Here is a 25943-nt window from a genome sequence, read left to right on the forward strand (position 1 = left end):
CGGCCGGGTAGGCATTTTACGGAGTCCGGATGGGCGAGGGGATTGCAAACGATTTCGATGGAGCAGCAGCCAGTTGGCTAAAGCTCATTAGCTTCCATGCATCCTCAAGGCGTCTCCAGTCATGCCTCGAACATCGTCGAAACGCTTTCGCTGCTTGGGAGCAAGCGCGTTTGGCGTTTAATCTGCCAGTCTACCGAGCTTGATCTCCATATCAACTATGAAAAATGTAGAGAAATGTAGAGATACGAGCCGGGCTTGCTCTGGCGTGATTCAGGAGGGGGCGGCACTTTATGTCCCCTTATGATGGCCGAAAGCAGCTCGTCAGTGGAATTTAGATTGAACATCGTTAGGATTGCCGGCCCCCACCAGAAACTCCTGGCGGGCCAGGGCCAGTACCCCGACCGGCGCAGTCGCCGCTGCTTGCTCGGCTTCGGGGTTCGCTCGCCACAGTTGCCAGGCCAGGTAAAACAGGTAGGCCGCGCCGAGGATCTTGATCCCGTAGAACAGCAGCTCCGAGGTCTGCAGCACCACCGCCAGGCCGGCCGAGGCGAGGGCGATCATCCCGGCGAAGGCCAATAACCGGCCAATCCCTGCGACGCAGGAGGTGCGGTAGCCGTAGCGAGTCGAGTTGCTGACCGACAGCAGGTTGTTCGGACCGGGGGCCATGTTCAGTGCGAAGCAGGCCGGGAGAAACAGTGTGAGGGTCGTGAGATCCACGAGGAGCTCCATGGGGGAGGTTATTGCAGGTGCCTGGTGGTTTTTGCCATGGCCGTGGACTTCAGTCGGCAGGCCAAGAGAGTGTATTCAATGTCGATGAAAAAAATCAGCCTGCTGGTTTCGGCGCGCGATTGCGCCGAAACGCTACCAGGTTTTTGGTGAAGTGCTGTTAACGAGGTGCTTCGACAGGCGGCGTACCGTCGTGAAACAGCTGCTTGAGCTGGGCGCGCAGTTCCGGCGAATCGCTATGCTTATGGGCAGCCACTGCATGTTGTACGGCTGCCTCGAGCAGTTCGTTTTCGGAGTCTGCCGAGAGTGCGACCGAGCAATTGATATCGCTCGGACATTCGCGGCAATCGATGTATTTGCGGGTCATGCTGTTCTCCTCGGCGTGGGGCATCAAGTGAGTATCGATACTTGAAGTATATCCCCTGGGACAAACTGGCTGATTCGAGCCGACCCGAGGGTACTTGGCGCGATAACCCGCGCCGTGCAAGGATGCCTGCAGTGAATCGCGCTTGCCGGGGTGCCTGCCATGGCCACCACTGAAGTTTCGCCACGCCTGACCAGCAGGCGTCTGCGGGCCTTGCACCGGGACGGTTTTGTTCTGTTACCCAGGGTGCTGAATGGGGTGCAGATTGAGAACCTGCGCAATGCCATTGACCGCCTCAAACCACAGCACTGGGACTACAGCGGGCTGCTCGATCATTACGCTTGCGTGTTCAATCGCGACCCGCTGTGGTTGCCGTTTCTCGACCTGCCGGGAATCATCGAGTTGGCCGAAGCGGCCCTCGGCGACGATTGCCATCTGATTGGTCAGACAGCCTGGCGTTGCCATCCCGGCTTCACCGGCCTGGCACTGCACCTGGATTATCTGGTGATGGAGCTGCCATCCGGCCTGCTGGCCGATCCCCGCTTTCTATTGCCGATGCAGATCTGCACCCTTCACCTCTACCTGGATGATATCGACGCCGATCTGTGTCCCACCCGCGTGATCCCCGGCAGCCATCGGGCCGGACGCGCGCCAGGCAAAGGCGAAACTCAGTGGCAGGGCCACGTTGCGCAACCGGTATTGTGTCGGGCCGGCGATGCTCTGATGTTTCGCAGCGAGCTATGGCACGCCGGCAGCAGCAACCGGACCCCGGACAGCACCCGCTATCTGTTGCAGATGCACTACGGCCGGCGAATGGTCGCGCAGAAATTCGCGCCGTACCTGCACTGGCACTTCAATCCTGATGTGCTGGCCGCCGCCACACCGCGTCAATTGCGGCTGCTGGGTGACCATTTGGAGGCTGAATACGATTGAACTGCCGGACAGGCAATACCGATTTCGGGTAGGGCTCAGGAAGCTCGCTTGCGAATGAACGTACGCATGGTTTCGCCCTGTCTGGTGCGGAACTCTGTTGGTCTGTCGCACCCTTCATCGCCGGCAATGAAGACGAAATGATCACCTTCGAGGGTGTAGCTGGCGGGCAGTTGTTTTCCTTGGTCCGCACCCATCGAATCGATCCAGGTAATGGATTTTGGCGTAGTGGACGCATCGAGGGTAAAGCTGCCGGCCAGCAGCACAGTCCCTTCCGGGGTGATCACGGAGAATTGGTTGCCCGTTATGGTGGTCAGCGCGCCAGGTGCGCCATGTTCATCCGACGGATTCAAGACGCCGCTGTCCTCCAGGGCGATTTGCTCCCAGGGGCCTTGTAGCGCTTGCAGGTCGATTTCGTTGCGGGTGTCGTCCTGACAGCTCGGAAAACCGGACATACTAATTCCCTTTATTGACGTGACGCGCTGCAATACAGGCCGTCGTCAGGGTCGGAAAATACCTTACCGGCACCGACGATGGCTACCCGTCTCGGCGGGCAGCGCTCATCGCGCCGGTGAATGTGTGTATGGACGCTAGACGTAAGGTTGACCACTGAAGCCTCTAGGCAGGCGTTGCTGACCTGGCATATCGGTGAGTCTTTGTATCCAGGATACGCGCCAGTCAACCGCCGCGTGAGGGACCTTGGCTTTGCGTGCGGCCCTGCGCGCGGCGTTGCGGCTGTCTTTTCGAGCATCCTTGAAGGCGTCGGTGTTGCGGCAGCTGCGGCATTTGACCCGCGCAAATTCAGTGGTGGAACTGAGGTTGTCGCCATGGTGACCGCAGGCCAGATGCCCGGCGGTCCTGTAGTGGGTAACCATCTTTGAATCTCCTTCGCAGTGAGTGCGATGCCGGGATTCGCAGCCTGGTTAACGATTGAAGAGGGCCGAATGCCCTTGATTGGTCGCGATCCCGTTCAATGTTTAGACATCAGCGTAGGGAGCACGTTCGGCGCCAGGCTCCGAGGGGTATTTTCTTCAATACAGGTGGTGCAGCGCTCTTTTAACTTGAGCTCTGGAATAATCCTCCACTGATCTGAAGAAGGTGTGCAATGAGCTTGATTGTTTCCATGGCCGCGTTTGCGCTGGCGTCCTCGATTACCCCTGGACCGGTCAATATCGTCGCCTTGAGTTCGGGCGCGCAATTCGGCTTTCGCGCCAGCCTGCGGCATGTGGCCGGCGCGACCCTCGGGTTCGTCCTGTTGTTGGTACTGATGGGCCTGGGCCTGCATGAAGTGCTGCTGCTCTGGCCGTCGCTGACCCGTGTGGTGCAACTTTCCGGGGTGGCGTTTCTGTTGTTCATGGCCTTCAAACTGGCCGTCGACGATGGTCAACTGAACACGGACGGCACGGGCAGGGCGCCGTCGATGTTCTATGGTGCGCTCATGCAATGGCTCAACCCGAAAGCCTGGCTGGCCTGCGTGGCGGGGATGGGGGCGTTCGCGGCGAATGGCGAGGCGTCGCTGGTCTGGAAATTTGCCGCTGTGTATCTGGTGGTTTGCTACGTGTCGGTGGGGTGCTGGGCGTATGCCGGGACTTTTCTGCGGCACTATTTAAGCAATCCGAAGGGGATGCGGTTGTTCAATCGGTTGATGGCGTTGTTGCTGGCGGCGAGTGCGGTTTATTTGGTGTTGCCGTAGACGCAGAGAGTTCTGCGCAAGGTAACCAAGTTGCACGCTGCCCCCATGTGGCGAGGGAGCTTGCTCCCGCTGGGTCGCGCAGCGGCCCCAAAACCGGCCACCGTAATTCTTCAGCTAATACGCATAAGCCGGTTTACGACTGCTTCGCAGCCGAGCGGGAGCAAGCTCCCTCGCCACAGGGGTTTTGTGCAGTGTTTGTGATACCGAGGGTGATGCTTAGCCTCGATACTGCCCCGGCGTCGCGGCCAGATGCTGTTTGAAGGCTCGTTGAAAATGCGCCTGATCGGCAAACCCGGCCTCCAGTGCGACATCGGCAATCAACTTACCGCTGCGCAGTTGCGCCTGGGCGAACTGAATACGGGAGTTGACCAGAAACGCATGGGGCGTCATGCCGTAGTGCTGTTTGAAGGCGCGGATCAGGTAGGAGGCCGATAGCTGTGCTGCTTCGCAAATGTCTTCGAGTTTCAGCGCCGAGGTGCAGTTGTCGCGAATGTACGCGGCGGCCCGTTCCAGCTTGAGGTTGACGTCGCGATCGAGGAGTTCAGCCGGGTTGAGTCGTTGCTGCAGTTCGGAAAAAAACGCCACTGCGGCCCTGTGTTTGCGCCGTGTTTCGAGCTGTTCGTCGACCAGTACCTCATACAGCCGGTTCAGCCCTGCATACAGGCGGGCGACGGTGCTGTGGGTGGTGGAAAAGGCTCTGAAACCCAGCTCCGGGCTGAACCCCAGCCGGTGCTGAAGCTCGGTCAACCACGGCGTATCGACGTAGAACATGCGGTAAGACCAGGGCTGGTCGTCGATCGGGTTGCAGGCGTGGACTTCGCCGGGGTTCATTAGCACCACCGTGCCGGCGCCGACCCGCAGTTGGCTGTTTTCATGGATATAGGTGCTTTGCCCGGCGGTGATCGCACCGATGGAAAAGTGCTCGTGGGAGTGTCGGGCATAGCAGACCTCGCGGCCGTCCGCGATGGAGCGCGCTTCGATGAACGGCAGGGCCGGGTCACGCCAGAAGCGTGGCGCCTTGTCGGCATCTTTCGCAAGGTTTCGGGTCATCGTCGGGCATCCATCGGCAGGCCGGTTATCGAGTGTATTAGCTCTCGCCGGCAAAGGCTTGCTGGAGTGTGGCGATATCGATTTTTTTCATCTGCAGCATGGCTTGCATGGCCCGTTGGGATTTTGTCGTGTCGGGGTCTTTCAGCATGTCCATCAACGCCACCGGAACTATCTGCCAGGACAGGCCGAATTTATCCTTGAGCCAGCCGCATTGCTGGGCCTGTTTGTCGCCGCCATCGGACAGGCTGTTCCAGAAGTGATCGACTTCTTCCTGATTCAGGCAATTGACCTGCAGCGAAATGGCCTCACTGAAGGTGAATACCGGACCGCCATTGAGCCCGGTAAAGGTCTGACCATCGAGTTCGAAGCTGACAGTCATCACCGAGCCTTCGGGCCGGCCATGAACCTCGAACCCAGCTTTGCCGTAGTGAGTGAGGGCAGTGACTTTCGAGTGATCGAACACCGAGCAATAGAAGTTGGCAGCAGCCTCGGCCTGATAGTCGAACCACAGGCATGGGGTGATCTTCTGAATGCGTTGCATGGCGGTTCTCCTCATCGGGTAAGCACGCTGAAAATAAAGCGTAGCCCGCGGGCAGTCGTCTGGCCGTGCCGTAGATCGACAAGCAAACAGCTCATTGGCGGCGGGTAGATTCTGGTGTGGCTGATGTAGACCGAAGGGTGTAGTCGTTATGACTAGTATGTGTCATAAGGACAAGCCTGGCCTTGGGTCAAATTGACCTCTATTTTGATAACTGGCTGAAATATAAAGTATTTTAATCTGGCATGGGACTTGGAAGAGAAACAGTACAACTGAACTTTTCAGGAGTACTCCACAATGTTTGAATTCTTCAGCTCCCCTCGAAATGCGCTGCAGCTATCGAGCAAAGTCCTGTGGCTTGGTCTGGTCCTGCTGGGTATTGGCGTGACGGGTGCTTACGGCTACGAAGGCCAGCTTGGGATAGTGACCCTGGTGCCCATGCACGGGATGGTTATCCTGGGTCCGACTTTGCTCAAAATCGGCTATGTGATGCGCTTGCTGTCCCAGCGCCGGTTGCACGCTGCGAAAAAAGGCCTGGTCTTCGCCGCAGCCTGAGGGTTGTGGCTCAACCCGGACACCGACCCAGACCACCTTGGGTGGCCACCCAGGCGCTGGCCATGTCGATAAAGGCGCGCAGCTTGGGTTGCGTCTGGGTCCGGCTCGGGAAGTACCCTGGTCGAAGCCGAGCAACCGCCGTTGCGATTGCCGCTGGGCAGTGATTCGATCAGCTATATGGAAGCCAAGAACGCCTTCGTCCAGCGGGAGCTGGAAACCTGGCGCGAGCTGTCGGCCTCCACTGATTTTTGATCCTCCCCTCAAGTGAAAAAAGGCCGCCCGGATAAGGTGGCCTTTGCATGACCGGTTGTCGATGAAGGTGGCCTGCTCAGCAAAGTGCGCTTAGCTGTATGGATAACCCTAATGCGCGCGTAGACCGGAAACGGCCACAGCGATGCAGCTCAAGGACCCAGTGAGTGTTTGCCTTGACTGGTCAACGCCTGCGCGAATTGCCGTTGGCGGAGGTGTGAAGTGAGAAGACACCTGTTTCTCGGGTCGATAATGTTAATCAGCCTGGGCAGCTATGCCCCGGACTTGTTTGCCGCCAATGAGACGGCGTTGGCAGCCGCGCTGATCAAACACGTCAGTGAAGACAAACCGGTGCTCTGGGGCTGGAGTCCCGGCGGTACCCGGGCGCCGGTGCCGGTGGCCCATGACGTCTTCGTCAGCCAGTTCAAGCTCTGGGCATGGAGACGACCCAGCCAAGTGTGAGAGGTATCGCGGAGTAAACCGCGCGTGGACTGGTCAAAAAGGAACATACATGCCAAGGGAGTGCGTGATGCTGACCCCAATCAAACCTGTCAATGAGGGTGCCCGCGTAGAGACTTTACGCTCGTTGAATGTCCTCGACACCTCCCCGGAGGAGCGCTTCGACCGCCTGACCCGATTGGCCCGGCGCGTGTTCAATGTGCCGATCGCCTTGGTCAGTCTGGTGGACGCAGACCGGCAGTGGTTCAAGTCCTGTGATGGGCTGGCGGCCAGGGAGACCAGGCGTGATATTTCTTTTTGCGGCCATGCGATCCTCGAAAACCACATCCTGATGGTGCCGGATGCGCAGCACGATGAGCGCTTCCATGACAATCCGCTGGTAGTCGGCGATCCAGGCGTTCGTTTTTATGCAGGCTGCCCGCTGACCGCCGCCAATGGCAGCACACTTGGCACCTTGTGTTTGATCGATACGAAACCCCGCCAACTGGGCGACGAAGAGCGCGAGCTGCTACGTGAGCTTGCGCGCATGGCTGAGCAGGAGTTGGCGGCAGTGCAGGTGGCGAGCATGGATGAACTGACGCTGCTGTCCAATCGCCATGGTTTCGAGGCCCTGGCCCGACACGGGTTGAGCGCCTGTAAACGGTTGAAAAAACCGGCGACGCTGCTGTTTTTTTATCTCGACGATTTCAAGCAGATCAACGACTTGTACGGCCATGCCGAGCGTGATAATGCGCTTAAAACCTTCGCTGACGTGCTTCGCATCGCGTTTCGTGAAAGTGATGTGATCGGCCGTTTGGCTGGGGATGAGTTCGTGGCGTTGCTGACCGGCGCCCATCACATGGAGACTTCGGTCATCATGGCGCGCCTGCAAGAGATTCTGGATGAGCGTAACTCGACCTTGCAGCGCGGCTACGCCATTCGCTTCAGCGTCGGCCAGATCGAATATGACCTGCAGCGTCACGAATCGATCGAGGGTCTGCTGGCCGATACCGACTGGGCGATACACGTCCATAAGCAAGTTTTCGGAAATCGCTGATACCTCATCCTCAGGCTTACTTGGCGAACAACTGATCGATATCCTTGAATGCCTTGAACTCCAGGGCATTGCCGCAGGGGTCGAAGAGGAACATGGTGGCCTGTTCGCCGACCTGGCCCTTGAAGCGAATACCGGGCTCGATCACGAATTGGGTGTCGAGGGATTTCAGCCGTTCGGCCAGGGCCTGCCACTCATCCATTGCCAACACCACCCCAAAATGCGGGACTGGGACATCGTGCCCGTCCACGGCGTTGGTGTGGGCGGATTCCTGCGAGGTGGTTTTAGGGTGTGCATGGATGACCAGTTGATGGCCGAAGAAATTAAAGTCGACCCATTGATCACTTGAGCGGCCTTCCTCCAGGCCGAACACCTCACTATAAAAACGCCGTGCGGCAGGCAGATCGAAAACCGGAATGGCCAGGTGAAAGGGGGAAAGTCGCATCGGGATCAAGCCTCGTTCGCAGGGAAGTCGGACTGATTCTAGCCTTGTGGTAGGAATATGGAGCCAAAGTCAGGATCATCCCATTGGGGGAGCTGACGTTCTACCGCGAGATCGTGCTGCTGGTACGGCATGGTCAGCGTAATCAACCGATTCAGCAGTTGTTTGCCCGGTGTTTGCTGGATGGCATTCAGGGGGAGTAGTTCAGGGTGTGGGCCTGATCGCGATTCAGGCACTGCGGTTTATCTGGAGAACCGCGTCATCGTTTATTGTGAACAAGCGATTCTCCACGTGGCATGTTTGTGCTGTGGTGATTATTGTGTTCGGTCTTTAGTGTTTTCGTGTCAGTCATTCGTGTTGCATTCTGCTGGTTTAACTTTTTCTTGATATTACAGGTGTTCGACGTTGAATGAATTGTCACGTATTGATGGGTGAGTTGTACGCTGACGTCTGCTAAATATATAAAAGCTAATCACGGTTAAACTTCATGAGGGCTGTATTTTGAATAATGCTATTTCCGATTTCTATTTCAAGCGGCCAGAAAAACGCCTGCAGGATATTGATCATTTAATTGGTTACATGGAGCAACTGGTCCATGGTACTTTGCGCATTCATGGTTATTCTTCGTCGACCGCAACACATGTTTATTACCCACCTCCCAGCCATTCCGAACTGGACAATGTATGCGCCGACGCGTTTGCGGTGCTGAAAAAACTTGACGCGGACGAAGAGTTTCAGCAGTACCTGCAAGATAAGAAAAACGGAATCAGCCGCCCCAGCGAAACGGATTGGTTCTGGCATCATATTATCGTACCGCTGTTGAGCAGTCCCAAGGTCGAGACACCGTTGCCCGCTCTGGTACTCACCATTGATAACATAAAGTTATTGCTGGATGAAGTTCCTGCTTACTGGCAGCACGATATTGCGGTTCTTCTGGACGTCCATCGCATCATTGGCGACGGCATCAGACGCGACCGTACGATTCGGCTCGACCTTGTCTTGAAATATTACTTGATTATTCCGTCGTCGCCGCAGACGGCAGTTCAATGGGAGGCCGTGCTGGATAGTCTGAAGGAGCTTCGCGCTGCCCTTGTACTGGGTCACGACGGTCAATTGAGTGATCTTGATCTGATCATGGATGATCAGGACGATAAATGCATCCTCGAGGTCATTTATCAAACTCAAGCGGAACAGAAAAAATCGCTGATCAATTACTTGGCTACGCATTTTTTTACGGTTGAGCTGGAACAACAAGTTACCAACACACCTACCGTTGTTCTTGAGCAACTGGTAAACACGGAAAACAGCCTTGCCTTGGGCCGCAGGCTCGTCAAAGCACTGGACTGGTACGGTAGCAAAGAAGGCGAAACCTGCCCGCAACCGGTATTGGCGAAATTGGTGTGGCGCGCACTTTGGCTGAGTGTCGCTGCGTCGCCGACTCAGCCGGAATGTTTATATTTGAACTATGATATGGCGAAATTTACCGGCCTGGGGGTTAACTATTCTTTTATCCGCAAGGACATCGTAACGGACTTGATGGGCCGCCTGGACACTTTTGCGCCTGTCGCGCGTCTGGTTATGCGCGTCATCGAAGCGAACACCTCTTCCGAACTCTGGGTACGCGATATTCCGGATGATCTGACCTATACCGGTTCCAGCACATGGGTCAATTTCAGGAGCGGTTTTATTTTGGCGGAGGCGATGGCTTGCGGCTCATCAAGACACATGACCTTCGAGCAGTTGCTCAACCTGCCCGCCGAACATTCTCGTGCAGCTTCACCTGAAGACCAAACGCTGGTCGCTGCATCCCGACTGGCTCCGGCAGTGCAATGGGCGGTCGGCAATGGTGTGATGGCGATAAAACATCAAGGTTACTCGGCCGAAGAAATCGAGCGAGCCGTTACGGTTTTGGAGGAGCATGAGCGCGATATGACCGAGGCAGTCCAGAACCTTGTTCTGACGCCACCCGGCCGTTGGCGTTTCACTTCGGATGAGGCGTTTGAAAAGGCATTCCATTCATCCCTCGAGACGCCGAAGATTGCTTACAAAACCCTGATCAAGGGGCTTCTCACCCAACTTCCGTCATTGTATCGACACAGTATCGACGTTGGCGAAGTCAGGGTGTACTCATTAAGAGAAGCGCTTCCTAATACGCAGTTGGGGCACGAAACCAAACGCAACACTGATGCGGTCCGGGGACGAGCAGGGTTCGTCATCGAGACTGTTTTTCACAATAAGAAATACTACATGGAGGTCTTCCCCGAGGCCTGTGTGGCTCGTGCCCGCGAAGACATCCGTGATTTGCTCATTGGTGGTTCGATAGAAGTGCGGTCGACCGGCAGCACCTCCCGCCCCAGCAAAGGACAGTTCAGATTCGGTACCGAGCTGAAGTTCGACTGGCAGGCCTATATGCATGGAAGCAGACCCATAGAGGGTAGCTCAGCTGTCTTGATCGCTGAGCAGGTAGGCCGGACGTTACCCGCCATCATCGAAACGCCCAGGGAAGAATCCTTCTTCACCAACCTGCTCCATTCCCGGCGCAGCGAGGACCTGGCAGAAATGGTCTCCCGAGAGCTTTTCTTCTGTGACGAACAGGCGCTCCTGGAGCAGACCCGAAAAAACACTCAAGAACTGGACCTCGAGCAAAGGTTGCTGGATGAACTTTCTTTCTGGGGGAAAATGGTCGTGCCTGTCTGGGGGCCGATAGACGATTTGTTATCGGGCGATCCTGAGCGCATTGAACAAGGCGGCCTGGCCCTGTTTGCCGATATCGTATCGTTCGGTTTTCCGATCGGAAAATACGTCTCCGGTTTAACTCGCCTGGCAGTCCAGGCCGGGAAAGTCGGTATTCGCGTTGCACTGCCTCGATTCACCGCATTGACCAAACAATTGGTGATATCGAGCCTACAGGAGCTCAACCCGCTGGACGGTCCGCTGACATTGCTCAAACTGGGAGGTACCGTCTCGCTCAAAGTGGCCGGGGCTGGCGCAAGGCAAGTCAATAGAGGCATCACTCAACTGAGCAGATGGTCGATGAAGATGGCTTCCCCGGGCGCCACTCTTCATCTGATCTCAGTGAATCCAGCGACCTGGAAACCGCTGCGAACCGGTGACCAACTGAGCAACGTCGGCGGTATCGATAACGTCCCGATGCGTAACACCGGCAACCTTGCTTCCCGCGATTATCGTCTGATCGATTCATCAACCAATCACGTTTTCGGGCCGAGTTACCAGGAGCCGAAAACAGCCATCAGTAACCTGGTCTACCGTCATTATGCAGCGCCGGCATTGTGCATAGCAGGGCTCAAGCCTAACTCCAAAGGAATTTATCGGAGTGTGGATGGCCAGCGGCACTACATATGCAACATAGATGAAGGTGGGAACATAGCAGTGTATCAAATTCGAAATGATTTTGATCTCAATGACGATGTTGTTTCTGTCAATATCGTCAATTACAAAACCAACCGACAAACGGAATTGCAGGTATGGTCGACCTATTCTGGTCAGTGGCAGAAGATCGGGTTAAGTGGAGGCGCCCCTGGGGACTATGACTTGATCACCGACAAACACCTGGAGGAATGGAAGCAGTTAAATGACTCGGTCGAAGCGATGGCAGTGCGTCAATTCACCGACAAATACCGACTCGATCCTCAAGAATTCAGACAGTATGCGCAGTTGAATCTCGGACTCACGAGTGAAGGGCAGCAAGTGCTCCTGAGAGCAAGGAACGTTCAGACAGCGATCACTGACAAACATTTGAGGCACTGGCAAGCTCAATCTCAGCACGGGCGTGATCGATTGACACAAGAGGGATTTGCTAATCGGCATAATCTCAATCCTGCATTATTCATGGAACACATCGATCAGTATGGCAAGCTTAAAGCCGCTGGAAAGGTGTTGGTGAAGCATGCCAAGGGTGAAGAGTTCACCACTCTTACCTATGAGCATCTGGAAGCCTGGCAGGCGCTGTATAAGTCCAGAAACAATAAGACTACCGCGAGTGATTTTGTTGAGCAAAACAATCTGAATCCAGTGCGTTGGGGAACTTGCGTGGACGAAACGGGTGGTCTTACAAAGTCCGGAAAACAGCTACTTATATTTGGCGAGCCGACTCCCATGCCGCACTTGGCGCGCAAAAGTCCGGCAGGGCGCGATACATCCGAGAGCACTAAACGTCCCGCAGAAGAGAGCGTGCCCGGAAGTAGCAAGCGCCCCCGGCCAGACCCTGAGGCTGCACAGAATTTAGATCGGGAAGCCCCACCGCGAGGGCCTCACCTGGATCATGACATAGACAACTCGTTGCCGATTCTGCAGGACCCGAAAAATGTTAAAAAGAGCCTGACGCTAGAGGCTGAAGGACCTGGTGGGCGTGCAGCAACTGCTGATGAAATTGAGGTGACCTACTGGAATCAATTACTTGATGAGGTGACGGCAAAGACCGCAAGGTTGAAGTTGCAGGAAAAAATCATCCAGGACGTGCGTGACTGGATTCGAAACGAGAATAACCTCGCGTCGAGGTTGGATAAGCTCATGGAATCTAAAGTGTTGAGGCCGGAGCTTGGTCGTTCGGTAGTTGCGAAACGCGACATTAAAAGATTCGAAGTGCTGGGTCCGTATTCGGGAAAGTTGCATGTTGGAAATAAAACGCTGGTAGAGGAGATTTCAGAAAAGGGTCATAAGGCTGTGGGTAGTTATTCATTTAACACGTTTTCAAATGACGGAACGCTCAGTGCCCATGGCAGCGGCAATATTTTAAGTCTGATCAATAGTCCTACCGCGCCAGGCAGGCCATCTTTGGGGCGTGAAAATGTGGCATCCATTAACGTTGGAAGATACATGACGTTCTTTGTTGCATGGCAAGACATCAAGAAGGGGGATGAACTCCTTCTCGATTATGGAGACGGCTACGACTGGACTTGAGCGACACTCAAACGTTCGGTGCTTCCAAGGGCGAAGAGAAGGCCCATAAAAAACCCGCCAAATCGGCGGGTTTTTTACAGCGTGGGCATCACTCTTCGAGGTTGCCCATGGCGGTGGTGTTGAAGCCGCCGTCTACATACATGATTTCGCCGCTGATGCCGGACGCCAGGTCCGAGCACAGGAAGGCGCCGGCATTGCCGACTTCGTCGATGGTGACGTTACGACGCAGCGGAGTTTGCGCTTCGTTGGCGGCCAGCATTTTGCGGAAGTTCTTGATGCCGGAAGCGGCGAGGGTGCGGATCGGGCCAGCCGATACGCAGTTGACGCGGGTGCCATCCGGGCCCAGGGAGCCGGCCAGGTAACGCACGCCAGCTTCCAGGGAAGCCTTGGCCATGCCCATCACGTTGTAGTTCGGCATGGTGCGCTCGGCGCCCAGATACGACAGGGTCAGCAGGCTGCCGTTGCGGCCTTTCATCATTTCGCGGCCAGCCTTGGCCAGGGCTACGAAGCTGTAGGCGCTGATGTCGTGAGCGATGCGGAAACCTTCACGGGTGGTGGCTTCGGTGAAGTCGCCGTCCAGTTGGTCGCCCGGGGCGAAGCCGACGGAGTGCACAATGCAGTCCAGGCCGTCCCACTTCTTGCTCAGTGCTTCGAAGACCTTGGCGATTTCTTCATCGCTGGCCACGTCACACGGGAAGCACAGCTCGGGGCTCGAACCCCAGCCTTGTGCAAACTCTTCGACACGACCCTTGAGCTTGTCGTTCTGATAAGTGAAGGCAAGCTCAGCGCCCTCGCGATGCATGGCGGCAGCGATGCCGGATGCGATGGACAGCTTGCTGGCGACACCGACGATCAGTACGCGCTTACCGGCGAGAAAACCCATGTGTTGCTCCTCTCTTCAGGTTATTCGACAGCTGTTGGGGCCAGGAAAGCGGCCTCCAGCAGCTGCTGTGTATAGGGATGTTGCGGTGCGGCAAAAATAGTTTGCGCGTCACCCTGTTCGACCACTTGGCCCTGCTTGACCACCATCAACTGGTGGCTGAGCGCTTTGACTACCGCCAGGTCATGGCTGATAAACAAATATGTCAGGTTGTACTTGGTTTGCAGCCTGCGCAGCAGCTCCACAACCTGGCGCTGGACTGTCCGGTCGAGCGCCGAAGTGGGCTCGTCCAGCAGAATCAACGCCGGTTTTAGCACTAATGCCCGGGCAATGGCGATTCTTTGCCGTTGCCCGCCAGAGAACTCATGGGGGTAGCGGTTCCGGGTTTCCGGGTCCAGACCTACTTCCACGAGCGCCGCGATAATCGCTTGTTCCTGCTCTGCCTCCGTGCCCATCTTATGGATCCGCAACCCTTCACCGACAATCTGGCTCACGGACATCCGTGGGCTGAGGCTGCCGAAGGGGTCCTGGAAGACCACCTGCATTTGCCGTCGCAACGGCCGAACCTGTTGCTGCGTCAGGCAGTCTAGCTGCTTGCCTTCGAAACGGATCGCGCCTTTGCTGCCGATCAACCGCAAGATCGCCAGGCCCAGGGTCGATTTACCGGAACCGCTCTCACCCACGATCCCCAGGGTCTGACCCTGAGGCAGGCTGAAATTGATGCCGTCCACCGCTTTCACGTAATCGACGGTGCTGCGCAGAAAGCCTTTCTTGATCGGGAACCAGACTTTCAGGTCCTCGACTTCCAGCAAAGGGGCACCTGCCACATTGCTCGCCGGATTGCCGCGAGGCTCCGCTGCCAGCAGTTCCTGAGTGTAAGGATGCTTCGGCGCGCGGAACAACTCTTCACATGATGCCTGTTCGACGATGCAACCACGCTGCATGACACATACGCGATGCGCAATTCTTCGCACAAGGTTCAAATCGTGGCTGATCAGCAGCAATGCCATGCCCAGGCGCGCCTGCAACTCCTTGAGCAATTCGAGGATTTTCAGCTGAACGGTCACGTCCAGGGCGGTGGTCGGCTCGTCGGCAATCAGTAGTTCCGGCTCGTTGGCCAGGGCCATCGCGATCATCACGCGCTGGCGCTGGCCACCGGACAATTCGTGGGGGAGAGCCTTGAGGCGCTTGTGCGGCTCGGGAATGCCCACCAGCTCGAGCAATTCCAGGGTGCGTTTGGTCGCCACTTTGCCGGTCAGGCCTTTGTGCAGGCCGAGCACTTCGTTGATCTGTTTCTCGATTGAATGCAGCGGGTTCAGCGAGGTCATCGGCTCCTGGAAAATCATCGCGATCCGGTTGCCGCGGATGTGGCGGATGGTTTTCTCTCTGAGGCTCAACAAATCCTGGTTGGCATACAGGATGGCACCGGTCGGATGGTGTGCCAGGGGGTAGGGCAGCAGACGCAGGATCGAATGGGCGGTCACCGATTTACCCGAGCCGCTTTCGCCCACCAGGGCCAGGGTTTCACCGCGGTTGATTTTGAAACTGACGTTTTCGACCACCAGCTGACGGCGCTCACCGGCGATAAATTCGACGGAGAGGTCGCGGACTTCGATCAGAGTGTTCTGATTCATTTTACTTCCTCGGGTCGAAGGCATCGCGAGCGGACTCGCCGATAAATACCAGCAGGCTCAACATGATCGCCAGCACGGCGAAGGCACTCATGCCCAGCCACGGCGCTTGCAAGTTGGATTTGCCCTGGGCCACCAGTTCGCCGAGGGACGGCGCGCCGGGCGGCAGGCCAAAGCCGAGGAAATCCAGGGCGGTCAGGGTGCCGATGGCGCCAGTGAGGATGAACGGCATGAAGGTCATGGTCGAGACCATGGCATTGGGCAGGATGTGCCGGAACATGATCGCGCCGTTCTGCATGCCCAGCGCTCGGGCGGCCCGTACGTATTCGAGGTTGCGCCCGCGCAGGAACTCGGCGCGCACCACGTCCACCAGGCTCATCCAGGAGAAGAGCAGCATGATGCCCAGCAGCCACCAGAAATTCGGCTGCACGAAACTGGCGAGAATGATCAGCAAGTACAGCACCGGCAGCCCGGACCAGATCTCCAGGAAGCGCTGCCCCGCCAGGTCGACCCAGCCGCCGTAGAAACCCTGCAAGGCCCCGGCAATCACACCGATGATCGAACTGAGGATGGTCAGGGTCAGGGCGAACAGCACCGAGACCCGAAATCCGTAAATCACCCGGGACAGCACATCGCGACCCTGATCGTCGGTGCCCAGCCAGTTATCGGCCGAGGGTGGCGCGGGGGCCGGGACTTTCAGGTCGTAGTTGATGCTCTGGTAGCTGTAGGGAATCGGTGCCCACAGGATCCAGGCGTCCTTGGCCTTCAGCAGTTCGCGGATGTACGGGCTCTTGTAGTTGGCTTCCAGCGGAAATTCACCACCGAAGGCGGTTTCCGGGTAGCGCTTGAGCGCCGGGAAATACCAGTCGCCGTCGTAATGCACCGCCAGCGGTTTGTCGTTGGCGATCAGCTCGGCGCCCAGGCTCAGGCCGAACAGGATCAGGAACAGCCACAGCGACCACCAGCCACGCTTGTTGGCTTTAAACAGTTCGAAACGGCGGCGATTGAGGGGGGAAATATTCATCTCAATGCTCCCTGCTTTCGAAGTCGATGCGCGGATCGACCAGGGTGTAGGTGAGGTCGCCGATCAGTTTCACCACCAATCCCAGCAAGGTGAAGATGAACAGAGTACCGAACACTACCGGGTAGTCGCGGTTGATCGCCGCTTCGAAACTCATCAGGCCCAGGCCGTCGAGGGAGAAGATCACTTCCACCAGCAAGGAACCGGTGAAGAAGATGCCGATGAAGGCCGAGGGGAAACCGGCGATCACCAACAGCATGGCATTACGGAACACGTGGCCATACAGCACCTTGCGCTGGGTCAGGCCTTTGGCCTTGGCGGTGACCACGTACTGCTTGTTGATCTCGTCGAGGAAGCTGTTTTTCGTCAGCAGGGTCATGGTCGCGAAGTTGCCGATCACCAGGGCCGTCACCGGCAGCGCCAGGTGCCAGAAGTAGTCGAGGATCTTGCCACCCAAGCTCAGCTCGTCGAAGTTGTTCGAGGTCAGCCCGCGCAGCGGAAACCAGGAGAAGTAACTGCCACCGGCGAACACCACAATCAGCAGGATGGCGAACAGGAACGCCGGGATCGCGTAGCCGACAATGATCGCCGAGCTGGTCCAGACGTCGAAATGGCTGCCGTGCCGCGTGGCTTTGGCGATCCCCAGCGGGATCGACACCAGGTACATGATCAGCGTGCTCCAGAGCCCGAGAGAAATGGACACCGGCATTTTTTCCTTGATCAGGTCGATGACCTTGGCATCGCGAAAGAAGCTGTCGCCAAAGTCCAGGCTGGCGTAGTTCTTGACCATGATCCACAAACGCTCCGGCGCCGACTTGTCGAAGCCGTACATTTGCTCGATCTCTTTGACCAGCGCCGGGTCCAGGCCCTGGGCGCCACGGTAGCTGGAGCCGGCCACCGAGACTTCGGCGCCGCCGCCGGCAATGCGACTGGTGGCGCCTTCGAAACCCTCGAGCTTGGCGATCATCTGCTCCACCGGGCCACCGGGGGCTGCCTGGATGATCAGAAAGTTGATCAGCAAAATGCCGAACAGGGTCGGGATAATCAGCAGCAGCCGCCGAAAGATATACGCCAGCATCTTATTGCTCCACGCCTGCGGGTTCGGCTTTCACCTGGGATTGAATTTCTACCGCCGGTGCGGCGTCGGGTTTGATCCACCAGGTGGAAATGCCGACGTCGTTGGTGGGTGAGACTTTCGGGTGGCCGATATGATTCCAGTAGGCCACGCGCCAGGTCTTGATGTGCCAGTTGGGGATCACGTAGTAGCCCCACTGCAACACCCGGTCGAGGGCGCGGGCATGGGCCACCAGGCTCTTGCGCGAATCGGAATTGATCAGCTGTTCGACGAGCTGGTCGATGGCCGGGTCTTTCAGGCCGATGTAATTGCGGCTGCCAGGTTTGTCGGCGCTTTCCGACTTCCAGAATTCGCGCTGTTCGTTGCCCGGTGAACTGGACTGCGGGAAGCTGCCGACGACCATATCGAAGTCCCGCGAGCGCAGGCGATTGATGTATTGGGACACGTCGACCCGGCGAATCACCAGCTCGATCCCCAAGTCACTCAAGTTGCGCTTGAACGGCAGCAATACCCGCTCGAATTCGGTCTGGGCCAGCAGGAACTCGATGGTCACCGGTTTGCCGGTGGCGTCGACCATCTTGTCATCGACAATCCGCCAGCCAGCTTCCAGCAGCAGCTGATAGGCCTTGCGCTGCTGGGCGCGGATCATGCCGCTGGCGTCGGTCTTCGATGGCTGGAAGGGCTCGCTGAGCGCCGGCTCGGGGATTTTTCCCCGCAGCGGTTCGAGTATCGCCAGTTGCTCCTGATCCGGCAGGCCGGTGGCGGCCATTTCCGAATTCTCGAAATAGCTGCGGGTGCGCGCATAGGCGCCGTTGAACAGTTGTTTGTTGGTCCACTCGAAGTCCAGCAACAGACTCAGGGCTTCGCGTACCCGCACATCCTGGAACACCGGACGGCGCAGGTTGAAGACGAAGCCTTGCATGCCGGTGGGGTTGCCGTTGGGGATCTGTTCCTTGATCAGCCGGCCTTCGGCAACCGCCGGGGTGTTGTAGGCATTGGCCCAATTCTTCGCTGCCATCTCCATCCAGTAGTCGAACTGACCGGCCTTGAGGGCTTCCAGCGCTACGGTATTGTCGCGGTAGTAGTCGATGGTCATGACGTCGAAATTGTATTGGCCACGATTGACCGGCAGGTCCTTGCCCCAATAGTCCTTGACCCGCTCGTAGCGAATCGAGCGCCCGGCCTTCACCGAACTGACTTTGTAAGGGCCGCTGCCCAGCGGCATCTCAAGGTTGCCTTTGGTGAAATCGCGACTCTCCCACCAGTGTTTGGGCAGTACCGCCAGTTGCCCGAGGATCAGCGGCAATTCGCGGTTGTTGTTGTGCTTGAACTTGAACAGCACCCGCAGCGGGTCTTCGGCGATTACTTCTTCGACGTCGCCGTAGTACCCGCGGTACAGCGGCGCGCCGCTCTTGATCAGGGTCTGGAAGCTGAACACCACGTCGTCGGCACGAACCGGGTGGCCGTCGTGGAAGCGGGCCTCGGGGCGCAGGTAAAAACGCACCCAGCTGTTATCCGGGGCCTTTTCGATTTTTTCGGCAATCAGCCCGTATTCGGTGAAGGGTTCGTCCAGGCTCTGTTTGGCCAGGGTGTCGTAGATCAGATTGATATCGTCGGCTGGTACGCCCTTGTTGATGAACGGGTTGAGGCTGTCAAAGCCACCGAAACCGGCCTGGCGGAAGATCCCGCCCTTGGGCGCATCCGGGTTGACGTAATCGAAATGTTTAAAGTTGGCTGAGTATTTAGGCGGCTCGTTATACAACGTCAGGGCATGCTGCGGGGCGGCTTGGGCGGCGCACGCAAGTCCCGTGAACAACAGGCCACAGGCCCGCAAGAGCAGGGCACGCAAAGGCATCATTGGGCTTTCTCCGAAGACTTCAGCCACCACGCGCTCAGGCCCAGGGTGTAGGGCGGCGTGGCGACGAAGGCGAACCGGTTGCGGTACGCCAGACGATGATAGTTGATATACCAGTTGGGAACGATGTAGTGCTGCCACAGCAGGACCCGGTCCAGGGCCTTGCCGGCAGCCAGTTGTTCGTCGCGGGTTTTCGCCGCGAGCAACTGTTCCAGCAGATGATCGACCACCGGGTTGGCGACGCCAGCGTAATTCTTGCTGCCCTTGACCCCGACCTGGCTGGAGTGGAAGTACTGCCATTGCTCCAGGCCCGGGCTGAGGGTTTGATCGAGGGTCATCAGGATCATGTCGAAATCGAACTGGTCGAGGCGCTGTTTGTACTGGGCGCGGTCTACCGTGCGCAGGCGCGCATCGATGCCGATACTGGCAAGATTCTCGGCGTAGGGTTGCAGCAGCCTTTCCAGATTGGGATTGACCAGCAGGATTTCCAAGCGCAGGGGCTGACCGGCGCTGTTCTGCAGGCGCTGGCCATTGAGCTTCCAGCCGGCTTCGGCCAGCAGCCCGAGGGCGCGGCGCAGGGTGTCTCGCCCAATGCCTCGACCCTCGGTCTGCGGCAGGCTGAAGGCCTCGGTAAACAGGTTGGCCGGCAACTGGCTGCGGTACGGCGAGAGCAGCAGCCATTCATGGCCGACCGGAACCCCGGTGGCAGAAAACTCGCTGTTGGGGTAGTAACTCATCGCGCGTTTATAGGCGCCGCTGAACAGTGTGCGGTTGGTCCACTCGAAATCGAACATCATCCCCAATGCTTCGCGCACCTTGATGTCGGCGAAGGTGCCGCGGCGGCTGTTCATGAACAGGCCCTGGGTCTGGGTTGGAATCTTATGGGCGATCTGTGCCTTGATCACCTCGCCACGACGAACCGCCGGGAAGTTGTAGCCATTGGCCCAGTTCTTGGCCTGGTGCTCGATATAGATGTCGAACTCGCCGGCCTTGAACGCTTCGAAGGCCACATCACTGTCGCGGTAGAACTCCACCTCGACCCGGTCGAAGTTGTACTTGCCGCGATTGACCGGCAACGCCTTGCCCCAGTAATCCTTGACCCGCTCGAATACCAGCTGCCGTCCCGGTTGCACCGCAGTGATGCGGTACGGCCCGCTGCCCAGTGGCGGTTCGAAGGTGGTGGCCTTGAAGTCGCGGTCTTTCCAGTAATGCCGGGGCAGTACCGGCAGCTCGCCCAGGCGCAGGATCAGCAGCGGATTGCCGGCACGTTTGAAGACGAAACGCACGCGTTGCGGGTTGAGCACGTCGACCCGCAGGACTTCCTGCAGGTTGGTCCGGTATTGCGGGTGGCCTTCCTTGAGCAGCAGGCGATAGGAAAACGCCACGTCGTAAGCGGTGATCGGCGTGCCGTCGTGAAAGCGTGCCTCCGGGCGCAGGTTGAACACCACCCAGCTGCGGTCTTCGCTGTATTCCACCGATTGCGCGATCAGGCCATAGCTGGCAGTCGGCTCATCACCCGAAGGGGCGTATTGGCCGGTACCGACCATCAATGTTTCGTTCAGCTCGTTGACGCCGTATTGCAGGAAATTGGACGTCGAAACCGGGCTGGAGCCCTTGAAAGTGTAGGGGTTGAGCGTATCGAAGGTGCCAAACGCCATAACCCGCAAAGTGCCGCCTTTCGGCGCTGCAGGATTGACCCAATCGAAATGGGTGAATTTTGCCGGGTATTTGAGCGTGCCGAACTGCGCATAACCATGGCTTTCGCTGATTGTTGCGCTTGCGGGAAAGCTCAAGGCCAGACTGATTAGGAGCAGGAGGAGGGGACGCATCAAGTCAGAGATCCGATCCGGGCGGCTTGGGCTTTGTGATCGGTACAGTAACAGCTTGTATCGACAGGAAAAAGACCGTGTTCCTGTGCGCTAGCCCTTGTAGGAGCGAGCTTGCTCGCGATGGACTCAAGGGCGACGCGTTTATTCAGAGAACACGCGTTATCGTTAACGTCCATCGCGAGCAATCGAGCGTCGACCGGCTGCTCCTACAGGGGGGTACTCAATGGGGCGCAGAAACCGTCAGCATCTGCCCCGGCTTGAGTGCCTGGCCGGTGCGTGGGTTCCAGCGCTTGAGATGTTGCATCTCGACATTGAAACGCTTTGCAACCATATACAGCGAATCGCCTTGCTTGACCTTGTACTGGGTCGACTTCTTGTTGCTGGCAACGCTGTTGCCTTTGCCTTTGCCTTTGCCTTTGCCTTTGCCTTTACCAGTGTCCTGCATGACCAGGGTCTGGCCGGCCTTCAGGTTCTTGCCGGTCAGTTTGTTCCAGCGTTGCAGATCCTTGACGTCGACCTTGTTGGCCTTGGCGATCAGCGACAGATTGTCACCGCGTTTTACCCGGTAGCTGCGCTTCAGCCTGGGTGACTCGTCGTCAGCCACGTCATCGAACACCGGTTTGAGCGAGCGTTTGCTGATCAGTTCTTCCGGCTTCATGGTCGACAGGCTGGTGGTCAGCAACTGGGCCTTGGACGTTGGCACCAGCAGATGCTGGGGGCCGTCGATGGTGGTGCGTTGTTTGAAGGCCGGGTTGAGCTGGAACAGCTCGTCTTCGTCGATGTTGGCCACGGCGGCGACACGGGACAAGTCCATGGGCTGGTTGATTTCGACGACTTCGAAATAGGGCTGGTTGGCGATCGGGTTCAGATTCACGCCATAAGCTTCCGGCGCCAGCACCACCTGGGACAAGGCCAGCAACTTGGGCACGTAAGCCTGGGTTTCGGCAGGCAGCGGCAGATTCCAGTAATCGGTAGGCAGGCCGAGTTTTTCGTTACGCTCGATGGCCCGGCTGACGGTGCCTTCGCCGGCGTTGTAGGCCGCCAGGGCCAGCATCCAGTCGCCGTTGAACATGTCGTGCAGACGGGTCAGGTAATCCAGCGCCGCGGTGGTGGAGGCGGTGATGTCGCGGCGGCCATCGTAGAAACGGGTCTGGCGCAGGTTGAAGTAGCGCCCGGTAGACGGTATGAACTGCCACAGGCCGACGGCATGGGCCCGGGAGTAGGCCATCGGGTTGTAGGCACTTTCAATCACCGGCAGCAGCGCGAGCTCCAGCGGCATGTTGCGCTCTTCAAGGCGTTCGACGATGTAATGAATATAAAGACTGCCGCGCTCACCGGCGTTCTCCAGGAACGACGGATTGCTGGCGAACCACAGGCGCTGTTGCTCGATGCGCGGGTTGACGCCGAGGCTGTCTTGTAACTGGAAGCCCAGACGCATGCGCTCCCAGACATCCTGAGGGGCTTGTGGGGTTGGTTTTTCGCTGAGCCAGACGGGTTTTTGTTGGACCCGGTTGGAAAGATTCGGGGCATGCGCCGCGTTGGTTTGCGGGGCATAACTGGTGCTTTGGCAGCCCGCCAGAGTGGCGGACACAGCCACCGCGATGGCTTGAGCCAGGCGGGTCAATGCGTCTGAATTGATGGTTTTACTGATAAATGACGACATTGGCTGGAAGTAAGTTCCGGGCAAAAATGTCGGGCGATTCTAGGAAGCACCTGAGGTGCGGTCAACCATTCAGAATTTTTGTGTCAACAGTAGTACGTCTAGAACTTATCTTTCCAAGCCCTCAAGGCAGCAAAAACCGCACTGGGACCACGGTTATCGAGGCCATTCCGTTCGTCCGCTTTTTGTTTAACAGATGTTTCGCCAGTGCGCAGGAACGGGTTGGTGAGCTTTTCCAGGGCCAGGGTCGAGGGCAGGCTCATGTGGCCGTCTTCGCGCAATTGAGCGACTTTCGCCAGACGTTCGGCGATGTGCGGATTGTTCGGCTCGACCGCCTGGGCAAAGCGCAGGTTGCTCAGGGTGTATTCGTGGGTGCAATACACCAGGGTGTCTTCAGGCAACGCTGCCAGACGACTCAACGAGTGATGCATCTGCTCGGGGGTGCCTTCGAACAGTCGCCCGCAACCGGCCGCGAACAGCGTGTCGCCGCAGAACAGCAGCCCATGGTGGTAATACGCAATATGCCCCAGCGTATGGCCGGGGACGGCGAATACTTTCATTTCGCAGCCGAGTACACTGATGTTGTCATTGTCGTGCAGCGCCACATCGCGGCCCGGGATGTTTTCGCTTGCCGGCCCGTAGACCCGGGCGCCCGACTTTTGTTTAAGCTGCTCGACACCACCGACGTGATCATGGTGATGGTGCGTGACCAGGATGTCGCTGAGTGTCCACTGCGGATGTTGTTCGAGCCAGGCCTGCACCGGCGCGGCATCACCCGGATCGACCACGGCGCAGCGCTGGGTGCGGTGGTCCTGTAACAACCAGATGTAGTTATCGGTGAATGCGGGCAGGGCACTGATCTGTATCATGGTCGGATTCGCCAAGCGGAAAACAATGGCGCATCTTAGAACTTCTTGGCGAGTTGGAGAATGCAAATGACCGATAAAGCGTTCGCTCAGGCTGATCCTGACTGGCTGGCATTGATCGGCGCGGCCCGTGAATGGCTGGCCGGGCCCATCGGACAATTCTTGCTGGACGAAGAGCGGCGCATGCTTGAAGACGAGCTTGGGCGGTTTTTCGGCGGCTACCTGGTGCATTACGGGCCCTCGGCCGAAACGCCGCCAGCGGCGCCCCAGGTGCAGCGCAATGTCCGGCTCGGCGCACCCTTGCCCGGCGTGGAGATCGTCTGTGAGGAGCAGGCCTGGCCCCTCAGCGAGCATGCTGCCGACGTGGTGGTATTGCAGCACGGTCTGGATTTTTGTCTGTCACCCCATGGCTTGCTTCGTGAAGCAGCCAGCAGCGTGCGTCCCGGCGGGCACTTGCTGATTATCGGCATCAACCCCTGGAGTAGCTGGGGCTTGCGCCATGTGTTCGCCCATGACGCGTTGCGCAAGGCGCGCTGCATTTCGCCTTCACGGGTCGGTGACTGGTTGAACCTGCTGGGCTTTGCGCTGGAGAAACGCCGCTTCGGGTGCTATCGTCCGCCGCTTGCGTCCCCGGCGTGGCAGGCCCGTCTGGCCGGTTGGGAGCGCAAGGCCGGTGACTGGCAGTTGTCCGGTGGCGGCTTCTACTTGTTGGTCGCGCGCAAGATCGTGGTCGGCTTGAGGCCGGTGCGTCAGGTTCGCCGCGAACCGATGGGCAAGCTGATTCCATTGCCGATGGCCAAGGTCAATCGACGCGACATCGAGCCGTAAAACACTCTTTCTCTTTAATATTATATTGGCCGGCCGGGCTTGCCCGGCCTCGGGCGTTGTCGATCAACGATCGGCAAGCCACAGGCATTTTCTGGATAGGTTGGGCATGAGCGATAGCGATAGCGTAGAACTTTTCACCGATGGCGCCTGCAAGGGCAATCCCGGCCCGGGCGGCTGGGGTGCGTTGCTGGTCTGCAAGGGCGTTGAAAAAGAACTCTGGGGTGGCGAAGCCAACACTACCAATAACCGCATGGAGTTGATGGGGGCAATTCGAGGCCTGGAGGAGCTCAAACGCTCCTGCGACGTGTTGCTGGTGACCGACTCCCAGTACGTGATGAAAGGCATCAACGAATGGATGGACAACTGGAAGAAACGCGGCTGGAAAACCGCCTCCAAGGAACCGGTGAAAAACGCTGACCTGTGGAAGCTGCTTGATGAGCAGGTCAATCGCCATAACGTCACCTGGAAGTGGGTACGCGGCCATATCGGCCACCACGGCAACGAACGCGCCGACCAACTGGCCAACCGTGGCGTGGATGAAGTGCGCGGTTACAAGCAATCCTGATTTCACTCGTAGGAGCTGCCGCAGGCTGCGATCTTTTGATCTTTCGCTTGGGACTCGAGGGGACCTGGAAAGATCGCAGCCTCGTTTCACTCGACAGCTCCTACTCAGCTCCTACCCAGCTCCTACCCAGCTCCCCGACTGTGTTCGGCAACAGGATCTGCCAGACATACACAACCCTGCCGGTCATTGGGCTTGCGCGCGTCATGGTCCGCGAGCGTGTTAATATCGCCGCTTTTGCACGAATGACCCGTTGAGAGCTGACCCCTGATGGCCAACAGATCCGTTATAACCTTCTGGCTACTTGTCAACGTTGTAACCGAGGATCTTGCGCGTCTATGACGGGTTTAAAGTCTGATAGTGTGGGGCTTGGCAGTCAGGTTGCATGATTCTGATGGGTGAGTTTTCATCCTGGATGCGTCCAAAATGTAAACGATGATCTATTTCGGGGTTCCATCGTTTACATTTTAAGATAAGGGCACGCAGAGACTTAGATAGAATCTCTGTCCCCGCACGGTTCGAGCGGGCTTCGGAGCTCGCATGTCCAATTCCACGGTAGGAAACGCACCGTCATTCATTTCACACCGCAACCTGATTTTCGAGGAGCCTTACGGATCAGTGAACGAGATCGTGGCTTTCTTGAAATATTTTGACGATCACGCCCCTCTGGATCAACAGGCGGTCTGCAATCGGCGTGTGGAGCAGGTTTGCCGCGCGTGAGTATCTATAAGACTGGGTCCTCGCAGCATTTTTATCCTCTGTTTCGCTTCGAGAGAC

Annotated in this window: 23 protein-coding genes and 2 pseudogenes; 10 read left to right on the top strand and 15 right to left on the bottom strand. The window is 57.6% G+C overall.

What is annotated here, in order from left to right:
• Positions 1–339: 339 nt before the first annotated feature.
• Both ACA064_RS12865 and ACA064_RS12870 read right to left on the bottom strand, forming a co-directional pair.
• Positions 340–717, bottom strand: a pseudogene (locus ACA064_RS12865) (LysE family translocator); the annotation flags it as partial.
• Between the two features lie 169 nt (positions 718–886).
• A complete protein-coding gene (locus ACA064_RS12870) occupies positions 887–1093 on the bottom strand; it encodes a DUF1059 domain-containing protein (RefSeq protein WP_497673682.1) in 207 nt (68 codons plus the stop codon).
• Positions 1094–1252: 159 nt separating this feature from the next.
• Here ACA064_RS12870 and ACA064_RS12875 point away from each other — a divergent pair, with 159 nt between their 5' ends.
• A complete protein-coding gene (locus ACA064_RS12875) occupies positions 1253–2023 on the top strand; it encodes a phytanoyl-CoA dioxygenase family protein (protein WP_497673683.1) in 771 nt (256 codons plus the stop codon).
• A 35-nt stretch (positions 2024–2058) separates the two neighbouring features.
• On the opposite strand, the gene ACA064_RS12880 is transcribed toward ACA064_RS12875, so the two are convergent.
• A complete protein-coding gene (locus ACA064_RS12880) occupies positions 2059–2475 on the bottom strand; it encodes a TIGR03067 domain-containing protein (RefSeq protein ID WP_497673684.1) in 417 nt (138 codons plus the stop codon).
• A gap of 135 nt (positions 2476–2610) precedes the next feature.
• Positions 2611–2895: a hypothetical protein gene (locus tag ACA064_RS12885; protein ID WP_497673685.1), complete on the bottom strand. Its 285-nt coding sequence runs from the start codon at positions 2893–2895 to the stop codon at positions 2611–2613.
• A 230-nt stretch (positions 2896–3125) separates the two neighbouring features.
• Here ACA064_RS12885 and ACA064_RS12890 point away from each other — a divergent pair, with 230 nt between their 5' ends.
• On the top strand, positions 3126–3713 hold the full coding sequence (locus ACA064_RS12890) for a LysE family translocator (protein WP_497673686.1): 588 nt from the start codon (positions 3126–3128) through the stop codon (positions 3711–3713).
• Between the two features lie 216 nt (positions 3714–3929).
• Here the strand turns inward: ACA064_RS12890 and ACA064_RS12895 are convergent, their stop codons facing one another.
• Positions 3930–4763 carry an AraC family transcriptional regulator gene (locus ACA064_RS12895; protein ID WP_497673687.1) on the bottom strand — a complete coding sequence of 278 codons (834 nt, stop codon included), beginning with the start codon at positions 4761–4763 and terminating at the stop codon, positions 3930–3932.
• Positions 4764–4800: 37 nt separating this feature from the next.
• Positions 4801–5304 (bottom strand): VOC family protein, encoded by a 504-nt coding sequence (locus tag ACA064_RS12900; RefSeq protein WP_497673688.1) that lies wholly within the window; start codon positions 5302–5304, stop codon positions 4801–4803.
• Positions 5305–5598: 294 nt separating this feature from the next.
• On the opposite strand from ACA064_RS12900, the gene ACA064_RS12905 reads away from it, so the two are divergent.
• From ACA064_RS12905 to ACA064_RS12920, 4 genes and pseudogenes are all read left to right on the top strand, one after another.
• On the top strand, positions 5599–5856 hold the full coding sequence (locus ACA064_RS12905; RefSeq protein ID WP_497673689.1) for a transmembrane sensor/regulator PpyR: 258 nt from the start codon (positions 5599–5601) through the stop codon (positions 5854–5856).
• A gap of 114 nt (positions 5857–5970) precedes the next feature.
• Positions 5971–6108 (top strand): annotated as a pseudogene (locus ACA064_RS12910) (short-chain dehydrogenase/reductase); the annotation flags it as partial.
• A gap of 249 nt (positions 6109–6357) precedes the next feature.
• Entirely contained in the window at positions 6358–6567 is a 210-nt protein-coding gene (locus ACA064_RS12915; protein WP_497674369.1) for a hypothetical protein, read from the top strand.
• Positions 6568–6634: 67 nt separating this feature from the next.
• The gene (locus ACA064_RS12920) at positions 6635–7600 is read left to right on the top strand and encodes a GGDEF domain-containing protein (RefSeq protein ID WP_497673690.1); all 966 of its coding nucleotides are present in this window, start codon (positions 6635–6637) and stop codon (positions 7598–7600) included.
• Between the two features lie 16 nt (positions 7601–7616).
• Here the strand turns inward: ACA064_RS12920 and ACA064_RS12925 are convergent, their stop codons facing one another.
• Positions 7617–8042 (bottom strand): VOC family protein, encoded by a 426-nt coding sequence (locus ACA064_RS12925; protein ID WP_497673691.1) that lies wholly within the window; start codon positions 8040–8042, stop codon positions 7617–7619.
• A gap of 498 nt (positions 8043–8540) precedes the next feature.
• Here ACA064_RS12925 and ACA064_RS12930 point away from each other — a divergent pair, with 498 nt between their 5' ends.
• Entirely contained in the window at positions 8541–12959 is a 4419-nt protein-coding gene (locus ACA064_RS12930) for an SET domain-containing protein-lysine N-methyltransferase (RefSeq protein WP_497673692.1), read from the top strand.
• Positions 12960–13047: 88 nt separating this feature from the next.
• Here ACA064_RS12930 and fabI read toward each other — a convergent pair whose 3' ends face one another.
• The 8 genes from fabI to gloB all read right to left on the bottom strand — a co-directional run bounded on the left by fabI (position 13048) and on the right by gloB (position 23779).
• On the bottom strand, positions 13048–13842 hold the full coding sequence (gene fabI, locus ACA064_RS12935; RefSeq protein ID WP_150802880.1) for an enoyl-ACP reductase FabI: 795 nt from the start codon (positions 13840–13842) through the stop codon (positions 13048–13050).
• A gap of 20 nt (positions 13843–13862) precedes the next feature.
• Positions 13863–15473, bottom strand: a complete 1611-nt coding sequence (locus tag ACA064_RS12940) for an ABC transporter ATP-binding protein (RefSeq protein WP_497673693.1) — start codon at positions 15471–15473, stop codon at positions 13863–13865.
• Position 15474: 1 nt separating this feature from the next.
• Positions 15475–16494, bottom strand: a complete 1020-nt coding sequence (locus tag ACA064_RS12945) for an ABC transporter permease (RefSeq protein WP_497673694.1) — start codon at positions 16492–16494, stop codon at positions 15475–15477.
• Position 16495: 1 nt separating this feature from the next.
• Positions 16496–17569 (bottom strand): microcin C ABC transporter permease YejB, encoded by a 1074-nt coding sequence (locus ACA064_RS12950; protein WP_497673695.1) that lies wholly within the window; start codon positions 17567–17569, stop codon positions 16496–16498.
• A gap of 1 nt (position 17570) precedes the next feature.
• A complete protein-coding gene (locus tag ACA064_RS12955) occupies positions 17571–19424 on the bottom strand; it encodes an extracellular solute-binding protein (RefSeq protein ID WP_497673696.1) in 1854 nt (617 codons plus the stop codon).
• Positions 19421–21250: an extracellular solute-binding protein gene (locus ACA064_RS12960; RefSeq protein ID WP_497673697.1), complete on the bottom strand. Its 1830-nt coding sequence runs from the start codon at positions 21248–21250 to the stop codon at positions 19421–19423. Before ACA064_RS12960 ends, ACA064_RS12955 begins: the two co-directional genes overlap by 4 nt.
• A gap of 220 nt (positions 21251–21470) precedes the next feature.
• Positions 21471–22913 (bottom strand): transglycosylase SLT domain-containing protein, encoded by a 1443-nt coding sequence (locus ACA064_RS12965; protein WP_497673698.1) that lies wholly within the window; start codon positions 22911–22913, stop codon positions 21471–21473.
• 98 nt (positions 22914–23011) lie between these two features.
• Entirely contained in the window at positions 23012–23779 is a 768-nt protein-coding gene (gene gloB / locus ACA064_RS12970; protein ID WP_497673699.1) for a hydroxyacylglutathione hydrolase, read from the bottom strand.
• Positions 23780–23845: 66 nt separating this feature from the next.
• On the opposite strand from gloB, the gene ACA064_RS12975 reads away from it, so the two are divergent.
• From ACA064_RS12975 to ACA064_RS12985, 3 genes are all read left to right on the top strand, one after another.
• Positions 23846–24604, top strand: coding sequence for a methyltransferase domain-containing protein (locus tag ACA064_RS12975; protein ID WP_497673700.1), 759 nt, complete (start codon positions 23846–23848; stop codon positions 24602–24604).
• Between the two features lie 106 nt (positions 24605–24710).
• Positions 24711–25169 (top strand): ribonuclease HI, encoded by a 459-nt coding sequence (rnhA, locus tag ACA064_RS12980; RefSeq protein ID WP_497673701.1) that lies wholly within the window; start codon positions 24711–24713, stop codon positions 25167–25169.
• A gap of 537 nt (positions 25170–25706) precedes the next feature.
• A complete protein-coding gene (locus ACA064_RS12985; protein ID WP_497673702.1) occupies positions 25707–25886 on the top strand; it encodes a hypothetical protein in 180 nt (59 codons plus the stop codon).
• Positions 25887–25943: the final 57 nt, after the last annotated feature.

The sequence above is a fragment of the Pseudomonas sp. LBUM1658 genome (assembly GCF_059716055.1).